General features: G+C 56.6%; 15 protein-coding genes. 14 read left to right on the top strand and 1 reads right to left on the bottom strand.

The genetic code is table 11. The annotated features are described in order from the left end of the window. Window positions 1–5 precede the first annotated feature (5 nt). From FRH_RS16740 to FRH_RS16710, 7 genes are all read left to right on the top strand, one after another. The gene (locus tag FRH_RS16740) at window positions 6–341 is read left to right on the top strand and encodes a PilZ domain-containing protein (protein ID WP_139527231.1); all 336 of its coding nucleotides are present in this window, start codon (window positions 6–8) and stop codon (window positions 339–341) included. A gap of 35 nt (window positions 342–376) precedes the next feature. After that, the gene (locus FRH_RS16735; protein WP_281997292.1) at window positions 377–1,210 is read left to right on the top strand and encodes a TatD family hydrolase; all 834 of its coding nucleotides are present in this window, start codon (window positions 377–379) and stop codon (window positions 1,208–1,210) included. 26 nt (window positions 1,211–1,236) lie between these two features. Then, window positions 1,237–1,797, top strand: a complete 561-nt coding sequence (locus FRH_RS16730) for a DUF1285 domain-containing protein (RefSeq protein WP_281997291.1) — start codon at window positions 1,237–1,239, stop codon at window positions 1,795–1,797. Then, entirely contained in the window at window positions 1,794–3,992 is a 2,199-nt protein-coding gene (locus FRH_RS16725) for an ATP-dependent helicase (RefSeq protein ID WP_281997290.1), read from the top strand. The genes FRH_RS16730 and FRH_RS16725 overlap by 4 nt, the downstream gene beginning before the upstream one ends. A gap of 254 nt (window positions 3,993–4,246) precedes the next feature. Further along, a complete protein-coding gene (locus tag FRH_RS16720) occupies window positions 4,247–5,359 on the top strand; it encodes a porin (protein WP_281997289.1) in 1,113 nt (370 codons plus the stop codon). 11 nt (window positions 5,360–5,370) lie between these two features. After that, window positions 5,371–5,796, top strand: coding sequence for a phosphate ABC transporter substrate-binding protein (locus tag FRH_RS16715; RefSeq protein WP_139527236.1), 426 nt, complete (start codon window positions 5,371–5,373; stop codon window positions 5,794–5,796). Beyond that, a complete protein-coding gene (locus FRH_RS16710) occupies window positions 5,789–7,297 on the top strand; it encodes a GGDEF domain-containing protein (protein ID WP_239283948.1) in 1,509 nt (502 codons plus the stop codon). Before FRH_RS16715 ends, FRH_RS16710 begins: the two co-directional genes overlap by 8 nt. 66 nt (window positions 7,298–7,363) lie before the next feature. On the opposite strand, the gene FRH_RS16705 is transcribed toward FRH_RS16710, so the two are convergent. Further along, window positions 7,364–9,028: an electron transfer flavoprotein-ubiquinone oxidoreductase gene (locus FRH_RS16705; protein WP_281997288.1), complete on the bottom strand. Its 1,665-nt coding sequence runs from the start codon at window positions 9,026–9,028 to the stop codon at window positions 7,364–7,366. Between the two features lie 376 nt (window positions 9,029–9,404). Between FRH_RS16705 and FRH_RS16700 the strand changes: the two genes are divergently transcribed. The 7 genes from FRH_RS16700 (at window position 9,405) to nrdF (ending at window position 16,030) form a co-directional block, all read left to right on the top strand. Further along, window positions 9,405–10,154, top strand: coding sequence for an electron transfer flavoprotein subunit beta/FixA family protein (locus tag FRH_RS16700; protein ID WP_219861074.1), 750 nt, complete (start codon window positions 9,405–9,407; stop codon window positions 10,152–10,154). Window positions 10,155–10,168: 14 nt separating this feature from the next. After that, the gene (locus FRH_RS16695; RefSeq protein WP_281997287.1) at window positions 10,169–11,095 is read left to right on the top strand and encodes an FAD-binding protein; all 927 of its coding nucleotides are present in this window, start codon (window positions 10,169–10,171) and stop codon (window positions 11,093–11,095) included. A gap of 215 nt (window positions 11,096–11,310) precedes the next feature. Continuing rightward, window positions 11,311–11,922, top strand: a complete 612-nt coding sequence (locus FRH_RS16690) for a superoxide dismutase (RefSeq protein WP_239295643.1) — start codon at window positions 11,311–11,313, stop codon at window positions 11,920–11,922. Between the two features lie 252 nt (window positions 11,923–12,174). Beyond that, window positions 12,175–12,396 carry a glutaredoxin-like protein NrdH gene (gene nrdH / locus FRH_RS16685; RefSeq protein ID WP_139527265.1) on the top strand — a complete coding sequence of 74 codons (222 nt, stop codon included), beginning with the start codon at window positions 12,175–12,177 and terminating at the stop codon, window positions 12,394–12,396. A 9-nt stretch (window positions 12,397–12,405) separates the two neighbouring features. Beyond that, window positions 12,406–12,855 (top strand): class Ib ribonucleoside-diphosphate reductase assembly flavoprotein NrdI, encoded by a 450-nt coding sequence (gene nrdI, locus FRH_RS16680; protein ID WP_139527266.1) that lies wholly within the window; start codon window positions 12,406–12,408, stop codon window positions 12,853–12,855. Between the two features lie 56 nt (window positions 12,856–12,911). Beyond that, complete coding sequence (gene nrdE / locus FRH_RS16675) at window positions 12,912–15,017, top strand: class 1b ribonucleoside-diphosphate reductase subunit alpha (RefSeq protein WP_153843728.1); 2,106 nt, start codon at window positions 12,912–12,914, stop codon at window positions 15,015–15,017. 41 nt (window positions 15,018–15,058) lie between these two features. After that, window positions 15,059–16,030 carry a class 1b ribonucleoside-diphosphate reductase subunit beta gene (nrdF, locus tag FRH_RS16670; RefSeq protein WP_139527267.1) on the top strand — a complete coding sequence of 324 codons (972 nt, stop codon included), beginning with the start codon at window positions 15,059–15,061 and terminating at the stop codon, window positions 16,028–16,030. Window positions 16,031–16,051: the final 21 nt, after the last annotated feature.

Below are 16,051 nucleotides of genomic sequence, written 5' to 3'. Positions count from 1 at the left end.
TCGTGATGGCTGCCCAAAAAGCGCTCTCTTTGACGATACCGGATGTACCAACGCTGCTGTCCGCCTACATGCCCTTTTTGGACCGAGGTGGGATTTTCGTACCGACGAAAACACTCTACAGCCTGGGGCAGTCGGTCATGCTGCTGCTGACCCTGCCAGGGGAGAGTGAGCGTCTTTCGGTGACAGGACAGGTGATTTGGATATCTCCCGAAGGCGTGAGCGGTCGGCGTATGCCGGGCATCGGCGTTCACTTCAGCCAGCAGGATTACTCCGTTCGCGACCGTATCGAGACGCTGTTGGCGGGCCAGCTCGATAAAGCGCCCCCTTCATTTACGCTTTAATTCAGCGATTTTTCTATACACTCAAAGAGCCCTGCATGTTTGTCGACTCTCACTGCCATCTCGATCGTTTATCGGAACATACCCACGGTGGCGACGTAGCAGCCACCCTGGCCGCTGCGCGTCAAGCGAACGTTAGCCAGTTTCTCGCGATTTCGACGACGCTGGAGGAGCTGCCTGGGCTGGCCGCCATTGCCAGAGAGCACCCTGACGTTGCGATCTCCGCCGGTCTGCACCCGCTGCATCAGACGGCGCACGAACCCAGCGTGGACGAGATCGTCGAAGCTGCCGAGCAGTATGGCGCGGTGGCCATTGGCGAGACCGGGCTGGATTATCACTACCAGGAGAGCGTACCGCTAAGCGTCCAGCATGAGCGCTTCAAACAGCACCTAATGGCCGCAAGCGAATTAGAACTACCGGTGATCATTCATACCCGTGAGGCGAAAGACGATACGTTGGCGCTGCTGCGGGAGCACAGCAATCCTCAGGTGGGGGGGGTGATTCACTGCTTCACCGAAGATCTGGAGATGGCCCGGGAAGCCGTGCGGCTGGGTTTTTACATTTCGCTTTCCGGTATTATCACCTTCCGTAACGCTGCGTCACTGCGTACCCTGGCACGCCAGCTTCCACTGGATAGGCTGCTCATCGAAACCGACAGCCCCTATTTGGCACCCGTTCCCCATCGCGGAAAGCCCAACGAGCCCGCGTGGGTCGTCGAGGTGGCTGAGTGTATTGCCCGTGAACGAGGCATCAGCGTCGATGAAGTTGCGATGCAGACGACGGTGAACTTCTACCATCTTTTCCGGGCTGCCGCGCCCGATGCGCCTGCCCATGTGAAAGAGGCGCTGGCACGATCTGGGCTGGTAGTGTAACGCGCTATCTTTTGGGGAGCATGGCAATGAACATTGATCGGCTACTTCAGCAATCCGGCGGCTCGGCGACCATTCCCCCTGTCGATACTTGGCAGCCCGAGCTCACGGGCGATATCGACATACGCATCCAGGCGGATGGCACTTGGCTGCATGAAGGCAAGCCTTTCGCACGCCCGGCGATTGCCAAGGTGCTTGCCAGTCTTTTGCGGCGGGATGCGGAAGGGTATTGCCTGGTGACCCCCGCTGAGCGCTGGCGCGTCAGCGTCGAGGATCGTCCATTAGTGATCGTCGAGGCCGATTTTCGCGACGACGCCTGGTGGCTGACCACCCAGTTCGAGGATGTGGTGCGCCTGGACGCTGATCATCCCTTATCGCTGTCGATGACGCCTGAAGGTGATTTAGCGCCCGAGTGTGCCATTCGCTTTGGCTTGGCAGCTCGGCTGCACCGCAACGTGTTCTATCGCTTAGTGGAGCAAGCCCGCGTCGAAGAAGCGGCAAGTGGACAAACGGTTTGCCGACTCCATAGTGCAGGAAGCTGGCATCCACTTGGTCAATGGAGCGATAGCTTGCCAAGTGAGGCGCCGTGAAGCTAACGGCCGAACAGCAAGCAGTGGTTCACCATGGCGAAGGGCATGCTCGTGTTGCCGCCGTGGCGGGAGCGGGTAAGACCACGACCATGGCCGCTCGAGTACTTCATCTGCTATCGAGCGGCGTTGCTCCCAAGCGAATGCTGGTGCTGATGTTCAATCGTTCTGCTAAAGAGGATTTCCAGCGGCGCCTGGCCACCATGGCCCCAGATGGGCAACCGCTGCCCGATGTGCGCACGTTTCACTCTCTGGGGCATCGTCTGACGCAAAGCTTGTGCCGTTGGGGGGCGCTGGCCCCTAGACGGTTACTCTCTGCCGAGTGGCAGATGGAGCGCTTGCTGCGTCAGGCTAGTTTGAACGTGCTGGCCGACCAAATGGAGCGCCGTGACGCTGCGCTAGAGGGCGACCGCCTGGAAGCACTGGCGCATTTTTGCGGGTTGGTAAAGGCGGAAATGCTATCTGCCGAGACCCTCTACGAGCGGCTTCAGTTCGAGCCTGACACCGATTACTTTCCTGCTGCCTTCGCCGAGGCCGAACGCCTTTTGGAGGCGGAAGGAGTGATGAGCTATGCGGATCTGCTCTACCGTCCCGTAGAGGCCCTGGAAGCCGATGACGCACTTCGCCAGCGCGTCGAGGGGTTTTTGGATCACGTGATCGTCGATGAGTATCAGGACATCAATACGGTTCAGCAACGACTGCTCGCCGTGCTGGCCGGTTCCACTGCGAGCGTTATGGCGGTGGGCGATGCCAACCAGTGCATATACGAGTGGCGGGGGGCACGCCCTGATACGATGCTGGAAAACTTTACCGCGACGTTTGGTGACGCCACCGACTATCCGCTCTCAATGACCTTTCGTCATGGGCACGCGCTGGCGCTCACGGCCAATCACGCCATCATGGCCAACCGCCGACGGCCTGATCAGCTCTGCTTGGCAGGGGCTCGCAACCCGGCGACCCGCATCAACGCAGGTCAAGGCAGCCGTTTTTTGCTGGATGCGCTGATCGATTGGCAATCGCAAGGGCGCGCTCTGAGCGATGCCAGCCTGCTCGTGCGCAGTTGGGCACTGTCGGTGCCGTTCCAGCTCGCACTGCTTCAGGCGGGTATTCCCTTTCGAATGTTGCGAGAAGACCGCTTTGTGTTTCGCTTGCCTTTGGTGCAGGCATTGGCGGGCTATCTGAAGCTCTCCAGGCGCCCAGAGCTGTTACAGGATCCCGAGCAGTTGCTGCTGTTATTAGCTCAGCCAACCCCGTTCGTTGCCAGAGAGCGCTTGCAGCGCCTGGCCTACCAGCTTGCGAGTACTCAGCAGTGGCCGGAGCGCCATGAACCCGTGCTGGCCGCATTGAAACCGCTTCAGCGGCGCACCCTCAAAAAACGCTGGGAATTGCTGTGTGAGTTGCCGAGGCTGAGTGCTTGGCCACCGGCAAAACTGCTCAGTCACGTGGTCGAGGTTATCGATGCAGAAAAGACGTTGAAGCGTGCCGCTGCGAGACGCGACAAGGGGGAGGAGGACGTACGACTGCTAGATGTACTGATCGAGCAGGCCGAGAGTGTACAAGACCCCGATGCGTTCATCGAACTGCTCGAGCGCCCCGTGGAGAATCAGGCGGGTGGCGTATTGATCAGTACGGTGCACGGTGCCAAAGGCCTCGAATGGCCTTTGGTGGCGGTGGCCGGGGTCAACGAAGAAGACTTTCCTTACTACAGTCACGATAACCCCCTGAGCGACGAGCGATTGGAAGAGGAGCGAAGGCTATTTTACGTCGCCATTACTCGTGCCAAAGAGCAGTTGCTCGTTCTGCACGATGGCGGTGTCCACAAGCCAAGCCGCTTCATTGCTGAAAGTGCCTGGCAAGACGGTATGCGCATTGCCGAGCATCTTGCACACGCCCAGCCACCGAGTGACCCGGTAGCGGTGAATGCACCAAGCTTGGTCGAGCGCTACTTGAAAAAGATCGGGCGCGAGGATATTGCCCTGGCGGCACCTCAGGTGAACGAAACCGTGGCTGGTTATCGTGTACACAGCCATTTCTACCCTGGTCAACGGCTGCTACATGCGGTGTTTGGCGAAGGTGAAGTGGCCGCCGTCGAAGGCAACCCCTCCGACCCCGTCATCGACGTTCGCTTTGTCCAAGCCGGCCGGCGACGTTTGATTGCCCGTCGTGCGCCCATCGAGATCATGGAGTCCGCAAGCTAGCGTTGACGTTCCGTTTAGCTTGTCAAGGAGGCTCTTTTAACTGTTGTCAGGACCGATTGGTTCAATGGCGTTTGACTTAGTCTAGTCTGGCCGATTAAATGCTTGGCAGTTAACCATTTATCCAGCAGGTAATCGGCATGCTAAGGCAGTTTGTCAGGTCGTGCGCCATTTCCCTTGCGGTTTACAGCGGCGTTATATCGGCCGACACGTCACTGCCCAGCGTTAGCCTGAATGGGTTCGGCACGATAGGTGTCGTGCATTCAGATATTACTGATGCCGATTTCGTGGCCGATCCGTTCGCCTCCTCGGGTGCGGGTTTCAGCGGGGAGTGGAGTGCTGAAGTTGATAGCCGATTGGGGCTTCAAACGACGCTTGCCGCGACGTCTTCCCTCTCCGCGACCGTTCAGGTGGTCAGCGAAAAACGCTTCGATGGCTCCTACTCGCCGGATATCGAGTGGGCCTATCTTCAGTATGACGCGACGCCGTCGTTAAGCTTTCGCGTAGGTCGCATGGTGCAAGGAAGCTTCATGAATTCCGAGTACCGCAAAGTGAGTTTTGCTACCCCTTGGATCAGACCGCCTGCTGAGATTTATCGTCTCGTTCCCGTCGCCAATTTCGATGGAATCGATCTTCGCTATCGCTACTATTTGGGTGAGGCGATCAACGATGTGCGTCTGAGCTATGGTGGCGGTAGCGTGGAGTATGAGACAGGAGATATCGACTCTTCCGACTCGTGGGGCCTTTCTCAGCATACGCGGTGGGGCAATACGACACTTTTTGCCAGCTATGGCGAGCTCAGTGTACAAGCCGATGAGTTGACCCAGTTCTTCGATGTTTACCGGCTTTTTGGGCCTCCGGGAGAGACCTTGGCCGAGCGTTATGAAGTCGATGGCAAACCCATCCGCATTTTGAGCTTTGGCGTCAACTACGACCCCGGTTCATGGTTTGTGGAGGGGGAGTGGGCCAAGTTTTCTTCGTCGACTCTCCTGGGCAGTAGTGAAAACGCTCACTTGACGGCGGGCTATCGTATTGGCCAATGGACCCCCTATGCGGCACTCGGACGTGCCCGTGTTCTGAGCAATCGATCCGAGCCCGGACTGACCCCTGGATTTTATCCCTCTCCCTTTTCTGAGGCGGCCGTGGTGCTCAACAGCACGCTGAATGCCGTGCTGTCGTCTGGGCTATCACAAGACAGCAGCACCCTTGGTTTGCGTTGGGATTTTCGCCCGGGGATGGCGCTAACGGCACAATATGACCATATCGATTTTCGCTCCGGTTCCCCTGGCGGGCTGATCAATCAGCAGCCCAATTTCCAGCCAGGGGGCAATATAAATCTGTTTAGCCTCGCGCTCGACTTTGTGTTTTAAGGAGCGTGACAATGGCAAAGCGACTATCTCAAGCATGCTGTTGTTTACTGCTCGGCTTGCTTCCCTGTGCAGGCGTTGCTGACTTGGTCGTGGTGGTATCTGCAGAGACAGGACTGACTCGGATCCAGCGTCAAGAGCTGAAAGACCTTTATTTGGACAGCCGAACGCGGCTTCAAGGGGGGGCGGCGATAACGCCTATCGACCAATCCGAACGGTCACGTGAGCGAGACGAGTTTTATCGTCGCTACATCGAAAAGACACCGGCACAGTTGCGCGCCCATTGGGCGAGGTTGATTTTTACTGGTCGAGGCCAGCCGCCTCAAACGCTTGCCGATAGCCAGGCCGTGGTAGAGAGGCTCGCTCGCGACCCCGGCGCCCTTGGCTACATTGATGCCCGTTATTTGGATGATCGGTTGCGGGTGGTGACGATTGAGTAACCTCAAAGGACCATCGCTGCGCCTGGACGCGCAGCATAGGGTACATTCGTGGCGCGATCGATTAGCCGAACCATTGGTGCTTTTTGGTACGGTCGGCCTTTTGATCGTGCTGATCATCGTAAGCAGTACCCACTATTTGGTCAGTCGTGAGCAAGCGGCGATCAGGCGTCAAATCGAGCATTCGATCGGCGATATAGCAGATACCTACGAAGCTAGGGTGTTGAGATCGCTGCGAGAGATCGATGCCACCTTGAAACTCGTCGATTTCGTCGCTACCCAGCAGCGTTCAGATATCTTGACCACGCTTTCTGAGAGGAACTTGCTGCCACCCGGGTTGATTTTTTCAGTGAGCATCGTTGATGGACAAGGAAGGGTAAAAGAGAGCACGAGCCCTTGGGAGCTAGCCACACAGGGCGACACTTTTCCCACGCTGCCAGATGTAACCGAGTTAGTGGTCGAGGCGTTTTCGGCGGCGGGGCGCCAACAGCTGCTATTTGCTAGAAAGCTTAGCAATGAGAGTAACGTCCCTGAGTGGGTGACGTTAACCGTCAGTGCTGACTACTTCGTCAGTGGGTATGATGCGGGGTCACTGGGGGAGCGCGGGTTACTCGCGTTAGTGGATGCTGGGAACGTCACGCGTATTGCCCGAAGTGGCTCCCAGCTAACCTCTCGCACCATCATGGCGTTGCCGTCCTATGACGAGATTATGAATAGCGACGATACGCCCTTCCTCACGCATTGGATGGAGGTCGAGAGAATGACCTTGGTCCGGCCGCTGTTTCGTTTTCCTCTGTCCATCGTGGTAGGTATCTCGGTGGAGGAGCAGTTGGCGAGTGCTTACCCGATGGCGCGTCGCTACTGGTTGCGTGCGCTGTTTGTGAGTGTCGCCGCCCTGATGTTTCTTGGGCTCTTGGCGCGGCTTAGCCATCAGTTGCAGCGAGAGCGTCAGCGAGTGATGGATGAACGGCTGCGCCACGCCCGCCATATCGAGCACCTTGCGTTTCACGATACCCTGACCCAGCTACCTAATCGAGCTTACCTGAGCTATGTGGTGGACCAAGCGATTGGGCAGCATCGTGAGTCAGAAGAAGGCTTTGCCTTGCTGTTCTTGGATTTGGACCGCTTCAAGAGCGTCAACGATACCCAAGGCCATGAAGCGGGAGATAAGTTGCTACGGCTGGTTGCTAAGAGGCTGCTGGCTTCCGTGCGCGAACATGATGTCGTTGCTCGGCTGGGGGGCGATGAATTCGTTATTTTATTGAGAAACATCACCCAGCGAGAGCCTGTGACACGAATTACCGAACAGCTGGTGACCGCTATACAAGAGCCTTTCGCTTTACAAGGGCAAACGTGTTTGATTTCGGTCAGTATTGGCGTGGCGTTATTCCCCCATGATGGGGCCGACGAGCAAACGTTGATGAAGCGTGCTGATGCCGCCATGTATCGCGCCAAGCAGGCGGGCAAGAACACCGCGTATTTTCATGAGCGGTGGTCGGTGTAAGAGCGCGAAGGTAGCCAGAGGCATGTATGCTGCCCCTTTGAAGGGGCAGCAACAATCGAGGTGGACTTACATATTGGGATAGTTCGGTCCGCCGCCACCTTCTGGTGCTACCCAGGTGATGTTCTGGGCAGGGTCCTTGATATCGCAAGTCTTGCAGTGCACGCAGTTTTGGAAGTTGATCTGGAAACGCGGCTGGCCTTGATCGTCTTCGACGACTTCATACACGCCCGCCGGACAGTAGCGCTGCGCGGGCTCGGCGTATTTAGGTAGGTTATGGCGAATCGGTAGGTCGGGGTCTGCGAGACGCAGGTGGCAAGGCTGATCCTCTTCATGGTTCGTGTTGGACAAGAACACTGACGTGGATTTGTCGAACGATAGCTTGCCATCCGGCTTCGGGTAGACGATTTTCTCGAACTCAGCGGCCGGCTTCAGCGCCCCATGATCGGTCGTCGTATCATGGACGTTAGGTAGTTTATTGCCCAGAAGTTGATTCACGAAGTTATAGGCACCGCCACCTACCGTACCGTATTTATGAATGGCGGGTCCGAAGCTCGCACTCTCTTTTAGCTCCTGGTAGGCCCAGCTAGCTTCCCACTTGCTGGTGAAGTTGGCGAGCTCTTGTCCCCCTTCATCACCCTCTTTGATGGCCTCGAAGACGCTCTCGGCAGCCACCATGCCCGATTTCATGGCGGTATGCAGGCCTTTGATTTTGGCAAAGTTTAGCGTGCCCGCGTCGCAGCCAATCAGCAGACCACCTGGGAACGTCATTTTCGGCAGGCAGTTGAACCCACCTTTGGCAATGGCCCGTGCGCCGTAAGCGACGCGTTTCCCGCCTTCTAGGTATTGGCTGAGCTCCGGATGATGTTTCATACGTTGGAATTCATCGAACGGGGAGAGCCACGGGTTTTGGTAGCCAAGATCCATGATCAGTCCAACGACGACCTGCTGATTCTCTGCATGGTAGAGGAACCAGCCGCCGTGGGTGTTGCTATCTAGCGGCCATCCGGAACCGTGCACCACTAGGCCAGGTTCGTGCTTGTCGGCGGGCACATCCCACAGCTCTTTCAGGCCAATACCGTAGTGCTGCGGATCGCGGCCTTCATTCAGAGAAAAGTCGTTGATCAGTCGCTTGCCCAAGTGGCCTCGCGCACCCTCGGCAAAGAGCGTGTACTTAGCGCGCAGCTCCATACCAGGCATATGGCCATCTTTGGGCGTGCCATCGGCACCCACGCCCATATCACCAATCAAAATACCGCGAACGACATCCTCTTCGATGATGACTTCCTGGGCGGCAAAGCCAGGGAAAATCTCGACGCCCAGCGACTCCGCCTGTTCCGCAAGCCAGCGGCACAGGTTGCCCGCACTAATCACGTAGCGCGTCAGATCGCCGCCAGTGTTGTGCATGCTTTTGGGAACGAGCGCATTGGGGATTTTCTGCGCTTTCTCGGCATCTTTGAGCAGATATACCTCGTCGCGAACGGCGGGCGTCGTCAGAGGGGCGCCGCGCTCTTCCCAATCAGGAAACAGCTCTGCCAGTGCGCGGGGTTCGAAGACCGCGCCAGATAGAATGTGGGCGCCCACTTCCGAGCCTTTTTCGACGACACAGACGGTGAGTTCCTGCTCGGCTTCGTTTGCTTGTTGCATCAAGCGGCAAGCGGCTGCAAGGCCTGATGGGCCTGCGCCGACGACGACAACGTCAAAGTCCATTACATCGCGCTCAACGTTTTCCACCCGGTTTCTCCTTATTCTCATAAGCGCCATCGTTGTCGGGCTAGTGAATAGGCACTAGCTTATGAAAAGATGGCCTTAATTTAAAACGGTCGTTTGCTTCTGGTTATCTCCCATGATAGGCATAATACCCGTGTCAGGTCACCCCTACGATGGCAAATGCGCACTTTATCCATACTGATTAGGCAAGTGACTCCCATGGGCTACGACCAAGGCCGCACGCAGAGAGAGTTGTTGATGGTGGGTAGGCTGTGGCAAATTGATAGGGTTTTTCATTTACCAGCCTATCAAACGCTTGCATGAATTTTTTAGCGTTGCCCCGTTAGTGGCGGCGCCTGTTCGGGTTAACGGCCTCTATCACGAGCCAAGCGAGGAACCTATGAAAGTACTCGTCGCGGTGAAACGCGTCATCGACTACAACGTCAAAATCCGCGTCAAAGCGGACCACTCCGATGTGGACCTTACCAACGTCAAAATGGCCATGAACCCCTTCTGCGAAATTGCCGTGGAAGAGGCGGTGCGCCTGAAAGAGAAGGGCGTGGCCACCGACGTCGTGGCCGTCACGGTCGGCCCCAAGGCCGCCCAAGAGCAGCTGCGCACCGCGCTGGCGCTAGGGGCCGACCGCGCCATCCACATTGAAACCGACGAGCGCGCCGAATCGCTGGCGGTGGCCAAGCTGCTGGCCAAGGTGGTGGACGACGAGCAGCCCGGTTTGGTGATTCTCGGTAAGCAAGCCATCGACACCGACAACAACCAGACCGGCCAGATGCTCGCCGCGCTGACCAACCTGCCGCAAGGCACGTTCGCGTCGGAAGTGGCCGTAGACGGCGACAAGGTCAACGTGACCCGTGAAATCGACGGCGGCTTGCAAACCGTTGCCCTCACGCTGCCCGCCATCGTCACCACCGACCTACGCCTCAACGAGCCGCGCTACGCCAAACTGCCGGACATCATGAAGGCCAAGAAAAAGCCGCTGGATGTCAAAACCCCCGCCGACTACGGCGTCGAGGTGGCCTCCAAGGTCACGCTGCTCAAAGTGGAATCCCCCGCCGAGCGCAAAGGCGGCATCAAAGTCGCCTCGGTGGACGAGCTGATCGACAAACTGAAAAACGAAGCCAAAGTGCTTTAAAAGGAGCTGATCTCATGAGCATTCTGGTACTTGCCGACCTGCATGAAGGTCAGTTAGCGGGCGCCACCGCCCACGTCGTCGCAGCGGCCCAAGCCATCGGCGGCGATATCGACGTGCTGGTGGCCGGTGAAGGCGTCCAGGCCGCCGCCGACGCCGCTGCCCAGCTCGACGGCGTCAACAAAGTACGCGTGGCGGACAACGCCGTGTACGCCCACCAGCTGGCCGAGCCCATGGGCGCGCTGCTGGTGGAGCTGGCGGGCGACTATACCCACGTACTGGCCAGCGCCTCCACCACGGGTAAGAACGTCCTGCCGCGCCTAGCGGCGCTGAAAGACGTCAGCCAGCTATCGGACGTGATTGGCGTCGACAGCGCCGATACTTTCCTGCGTCCGATCTACGCCGGAAACGCCATCGCGACGGTGAAAAGCGACGACGCGCTGAAAGTGATCACCGTGCGTACCACTGCCTTCGACGCAGTGGGAAGTGGCGGAAGCGCCAGCGTGGAAGCGGTGGACGTGGTCGTCGACAACGCCCAATCGCGCTTCGTCAAGCAAGAGCTGGCGCAGAGCGACCGCCCCGAACTCGGCGGTGCCAAGGTGGTGATCTCCGGCGGCCGCGGCATGGGCAACGGCGAGAACTTCAAACTGCTCGACGGCATTGCCGACAAGCTGGGCGCGGCCATCGGTGCGTCACGCGCGGCGGTGGATGCTGGCTTCGTGCCCAATGACATGCAGGTGGGCCAGACCGGCAAGATCGTCGCGCCTGAGCTTTATATTGCGGTGGGTATATCCGGTGCGATTCAGCACCTGGCGGGCATGAAAGACTCCAAGGTGATCGTCGCGATCAACAAAGACGACGAAGCACCGATCTTCCAGGTGGCCGATTACGGTCTGGTAGGAGATCTGTTCGAGATCCTGCCGGAGCTGGAAAGCAAGTTATAAGCTATTGAACTGCTTGCCTAGCAAAAGCCGACTTCGCCAGAAGTCGGCTTTTTTATTGCGGGCGGGTTCGATAAACTGACAATAGTTGACTAAGGTACTGGGATAAAGGTTTGCCGCCCATGGTAAAAAATTGCCGTGGCGGTGGTTGAAAAGGGTGAAGTAAGACCACACCTACTGTAGTGAACGCAATAGAAGCCACTCAAGGAGAAGATAGCATGGCACATACCCTTCCTGAACTGCCGTACGCCTACGATGCACTCGAGCCGCACATCGATGCGATGACGATGGAAATTCACCACTCTCGCCACCACAATACCTATGTCACCAACTTGAATGGTGCGCTGGAAGGTACTGGCCTTGAAGATGTGCCAGTGGAAGAGCTGATCTCCAATCTGGACCGCGTACCCGAAGAAAAACGTCAAGCCGTTATCAATAACGGTGGTGGGCACGCGAATCACTCCATGTTTTGGCAAATGATGTCGCCTAAGGGTGGCGGCCAGCCGCATGGTGATATTGCTAAAGCCATCGACGCCGAGTTGGGCGGCTTGGATGCATTTAAAGACGCTTTCAAAAAAGCCGCGTTGGGCCGTTTCGGCAGCGGTTGGGCATGGTTGTCCGTCACGCCTGAGAAAAAACTAGTCGTCGAAAATACCCTCAACCAAGATAGCCCGTTGATGCACGGCAACACGCCCGTACTCGGTCTGGACGTTTGGGAGCACGCTTACTACCTGAAGTTCCAGAACAAGCGCCCCGACTACGTCGATGCCTTCTTCAATGTGGTGAACTGGGACGATGTCGAGCGTCGTTACCAAGCCGCCACCGCCTAAGACTCACGCTTCGTGAGCGCGATGTAAGCGCTTTACATCGCCTAAAACCGTCCCCTGATCAGGGGGCGGTTTTTTTGTGCCTGGGTATAGCGCTGGGCATGAGCTGTCAATAACCTGTGGATGAAAAAATACCATATATGCTTGAATTGATTTTCTCTTGGTCTATATATAGTATGCGTGGTGACTTTTAGAGAGGTAGGGCAAGCGCTGCGCACTACCTGAAAACTGCCGCTATGAAAAGGAAAAATAGCCATGGAAATCCAAATTTATAGCAAGCCTGCCTGCGTCCAGTGCACCGCTACGTATCGTGCGCTGGATAAGCAGGGTCTCGACTACACCGTCATCGACATTACCGCTGAATCAGGCGCACAAGCAGAAGTCGAAGCGCTTGGCTATCGTCAACTACCGGTCGTCGTGGTTGGTGAAGAGCACTGGTCGGGCTTCCGCCCGGATCGCATTCAAGCGCTGGCGTAATCGTCACCCATGCACACGGCTGACGTGGAAGCCAATCAGGCAGGTACGCTGGTCTATTTTTCCACCAAGTCAGGCAATACCCATCGTTTCATAGAAAAGCTTGGTTTGGGTGCACAGCGGCTACCGTTAAATCGTGAAGCCCCTACGCCACGCATCGAGCAGCCCTATATATTGATCACCCCCACCTATGGGGGTGGTTCGGCCAACGGGGCCGTGCCAAAGCAGGTAATTCAGTTTTTAAATGACGCGCACAATCGACACCTTATACGGGGTGTCATTGCTGCTGGTAATACTAATTTTGGTGACGCATACGGTTTGGCGGGGCGAATTATTGCCCAAAAGTGCCAGGTGCCACTGCTTTATCGTTTTGAATTATTTGGCACCGATGACGATGTCGCCAAGGTCCGCAAAGGAGTAGAAGAGTTTTGGAAACGTCAAGCTCAGTCTCTAAGAACGTAGCTGCAAAAAACTCGACAGATCAACGCCCTGCTGCGGGAGCCACCGAGGCGCGCACGCTGGATTACCATGCGCTGAATGCGATGTTGAACCTGTACGGTGCCAACGGCGAGCTGCAGTTGGACAAGGATCGCGAAGCGGCGCGTCAGTACTTCCTTCAGCATGTCAATCAGAACACGGTGTTCTTCCACTCTTTAGAAGAGAAGTTGGATTATCTGGTGGAAGAGCAGTACTACGAAGCCGACGTGCTGGCGCAGTACAGCTTCGCGTTCGTCAAAGCGCTGTTCGAGCAAGCGTATGCGTATAAATTCCGCTTCCCGAGCTTCCTGGGTGCGTTCAAGTACTACACCAGCTACACGCTCAAAACCTTCGACGGCAAGCGCTACCTCGAGCGGTATGAAGACCGCGTCTGCATGGTGGCGCTGACCTTGGCTCGCGGCGACGAAGCGCTGGCCAAGTCGCTAGTCGACGAGATCATTAGCGGTCGTTTCCAGCCCGCGACCCCCACCTTTCTGAACTGCGGTAAGCGTCAGCGGGGCGAGCTGGTCTCTTGCTTCTTGCTGCGCATCGAAGACAACATGGAGTCCATCGGGCGCTCCATCAACTCTGCGCTGCAGCTCTCCAAGCGTGGCGGCGGCGTGGCTTTCTTGCTCAGCAACATTCGCGAATCCGGCGCGCCGATCAAGCGTATCGAGAATCAGTCATCGGGCATCATCCCGATCATGAAATTGCTCGAAGACGCCTTTTCTTACGCTAACCAGCTGGGCGCTCGTCAGGGGGCCGGGGCGGTCTATCTCAACGCTCACCACCCGGATATTTTGCGCTTTCTGGACACCAAGCGTGAAAACGCGGACGAGAAAATTCGTATCAAAACGCTATCACTGGGCGTGACTATTCCTGACATCACCTTCGAGCTGGCCAAGCGTAACGACGATATGTACCTCTTCTCGCCTTACGACGTCGAGCGCGTCTACGGCGTACCGTTTGGTGATATCAGCGTGACCGAGAAGTACCATGAAATGGTGGCTGATGCGCGCATTCGTAAACATAAGATCAATGCGCGCGCCTTCTTCCAAACCCTGGCTGAACTGCAGTTCGAGTCTGGTTACCCATACATCATGTTCGAAGATACGGTCAACCGCGCCAACCCGATTGCGGGTCGTATCAACATGAGTAATCTCTGCTCTGAGATTCTGCAGGTCAATACGCCCACCGAGTACGATGACGATCTCGGCTACCGTCAGGTAGGGCAGGATATCTCCTGTAACCTCGGGTCGATGAACATAGCCAAGGTGATGGATTCTGGCGATATCGGGACCAGTGTCGAGATCGCCATTCGTGGCCTCACCGCCGTGTCTGAAATGAGCAACTTGCGTAGCGTTCCCTCTATCGCTGAAGGTAATGCCAAATCTCGCGCCATCGGCCTTGGTCAGATGAACCTGCATGGTTTCCTGGCCCGCGAGCATATCTACTACGGTTCAGAAGAGGGGTTGGATTTCACCAACCTGTACTTCTATAGCGTGGCGTTCCATGCGCTTCGCGCGTCGAATCGACTGGCCATTGAGCATGGCGAGACCTTTACTGGTTTTGAAGACTCCACCTATGCGTCGGGTACCTTCTTCGACAAGTACACCGATCAGGCGTGGCTCCCGCGTACCGAGAAAGTGCGTCATCTCTTCGAGCGCAGCGGCATTGCACTGCCTACGCAAGACGACTGGCAATCGCTCAAAGCCTCGGTGATGGCGCACGGCCTGTACAACCGTAACCTGCAAGCGGTACCGCCGACCGGTTCTATCTCTTACATCAATCACTCCACGTCGAGCATTCACCCGGTGGCGGCGAAGATTGAAATTCGCAAAGAGGGCAAATTGGGTCGCGTTTACTACCCGGCACCTTTTTTGAACGAAGAGAACTTCGACTACTTCCAGGATGCCTACGAAATCGGCCCTGAAAAAATCATCGATACTTACGCAGAAGCGTCCAAGCACGTGGACCAAGGCCTCTCGTTGACACTGTTCTTCCCGGATACGGCCACCACGCGGGATATCAACAAGGCGCAAATTTACGCTTGGCGTAAAGGCATCAAGACGCTTTATTACATCCGTCTACGTCAAAGTGCTTTAGAAGGCACCGAGGTGGAAGGCTGCGTCTCCTGCACGCTTTGAACGGGTAACGCTTTTAAGATGATGTTTGTGAGAGAACGCTGATGACCATGATGCAACGTTTGTCGCGAGTGAATGCGATCAACTGGAACCGCCTTCAGGATGATAAAGACCTTGAGGTGTGGAACCGTCTGACCAGTAACTTCTGGTTGCCGGAAAAAGTGCCCCTCTCCAACGACATTCAGTCTTGGAATACGCTGACGCAGCAGGAGAAGCAGCTGACCATTCGCGTATTTACCGGTCTGACGCTGTTGGATACCATTCAAAGCAGCGTGGGCGCGCCCGTGTTGATGGAGGACGCACGCACCCCTCATGAAGAAGCGGTATATACCAATATCGCTTTCATGGAGTCGGTGCATGCCCGCTCCTACAGTTCGATTTTCTCGACGCTGTGTGCCACGCGGGATGTGGACGATGCCTTCCGCTGGAGCGAGGAGAATCCGACGCTGCAGATGAAGTCAGAGCTGATTTTGAATCGCTATCGCTCCGACGATCCACTCATGCGTAAGGTGGCGAGTGTTTTCCTGGAATCGTTCCTGTTCTACTCAGGCTTCTACCTGCCGATGTATTGGTCCAGTCACGCCAAACTGACCAATACCGCTGACCTGATTCGTTTGATCATTCGTGATGAGGCGGTACACGGCTATTACGTGGGCTACAAATTCCAGCAGGCGTTGGCAGAAGAGACGCCCGAGCGGCAGCAGGAAGTGAAAGACTACGCCTACGAGCTACTGCTAGAGCTTTACGACAACGAAGTTCGCTACACGGAATCGCTGTACGATGACGTGGGTCTAACGGAAGACGTGAAGAAATTTCTTCACTACAACGCTAACAAAGCCTTGATGAACCTGGGTTTTGAGCCGCTATTCCCCAGTAGCGTGACGGACGTAGACCCAACGATCATGGCCGCGCTGTCGCCCAGCGCGGACGAGAACCACGACTTCTTCTCAGGGTCGGGATCCTCTTATGTCATTGGTAAAGCCGTCGCCACCGAGGACGACGACTGGGCGTTTTGATAGTGCTGCCAATGGGTGGGG

It is taken from the genome of Halomonas sp. A020 (assembly GCF_027943625.1).
GTDB classification, from domain to species: domain Bacteria; phylum Pseudomonadota; class Gammaproteobacteria; order Pseudomonadales; family Halomonadaceae; genus Vreelandella; species Vreelandella piezotolerans.
This window is presented reverse-complemented; position numbering and strand designations above follow the sequence as displayed.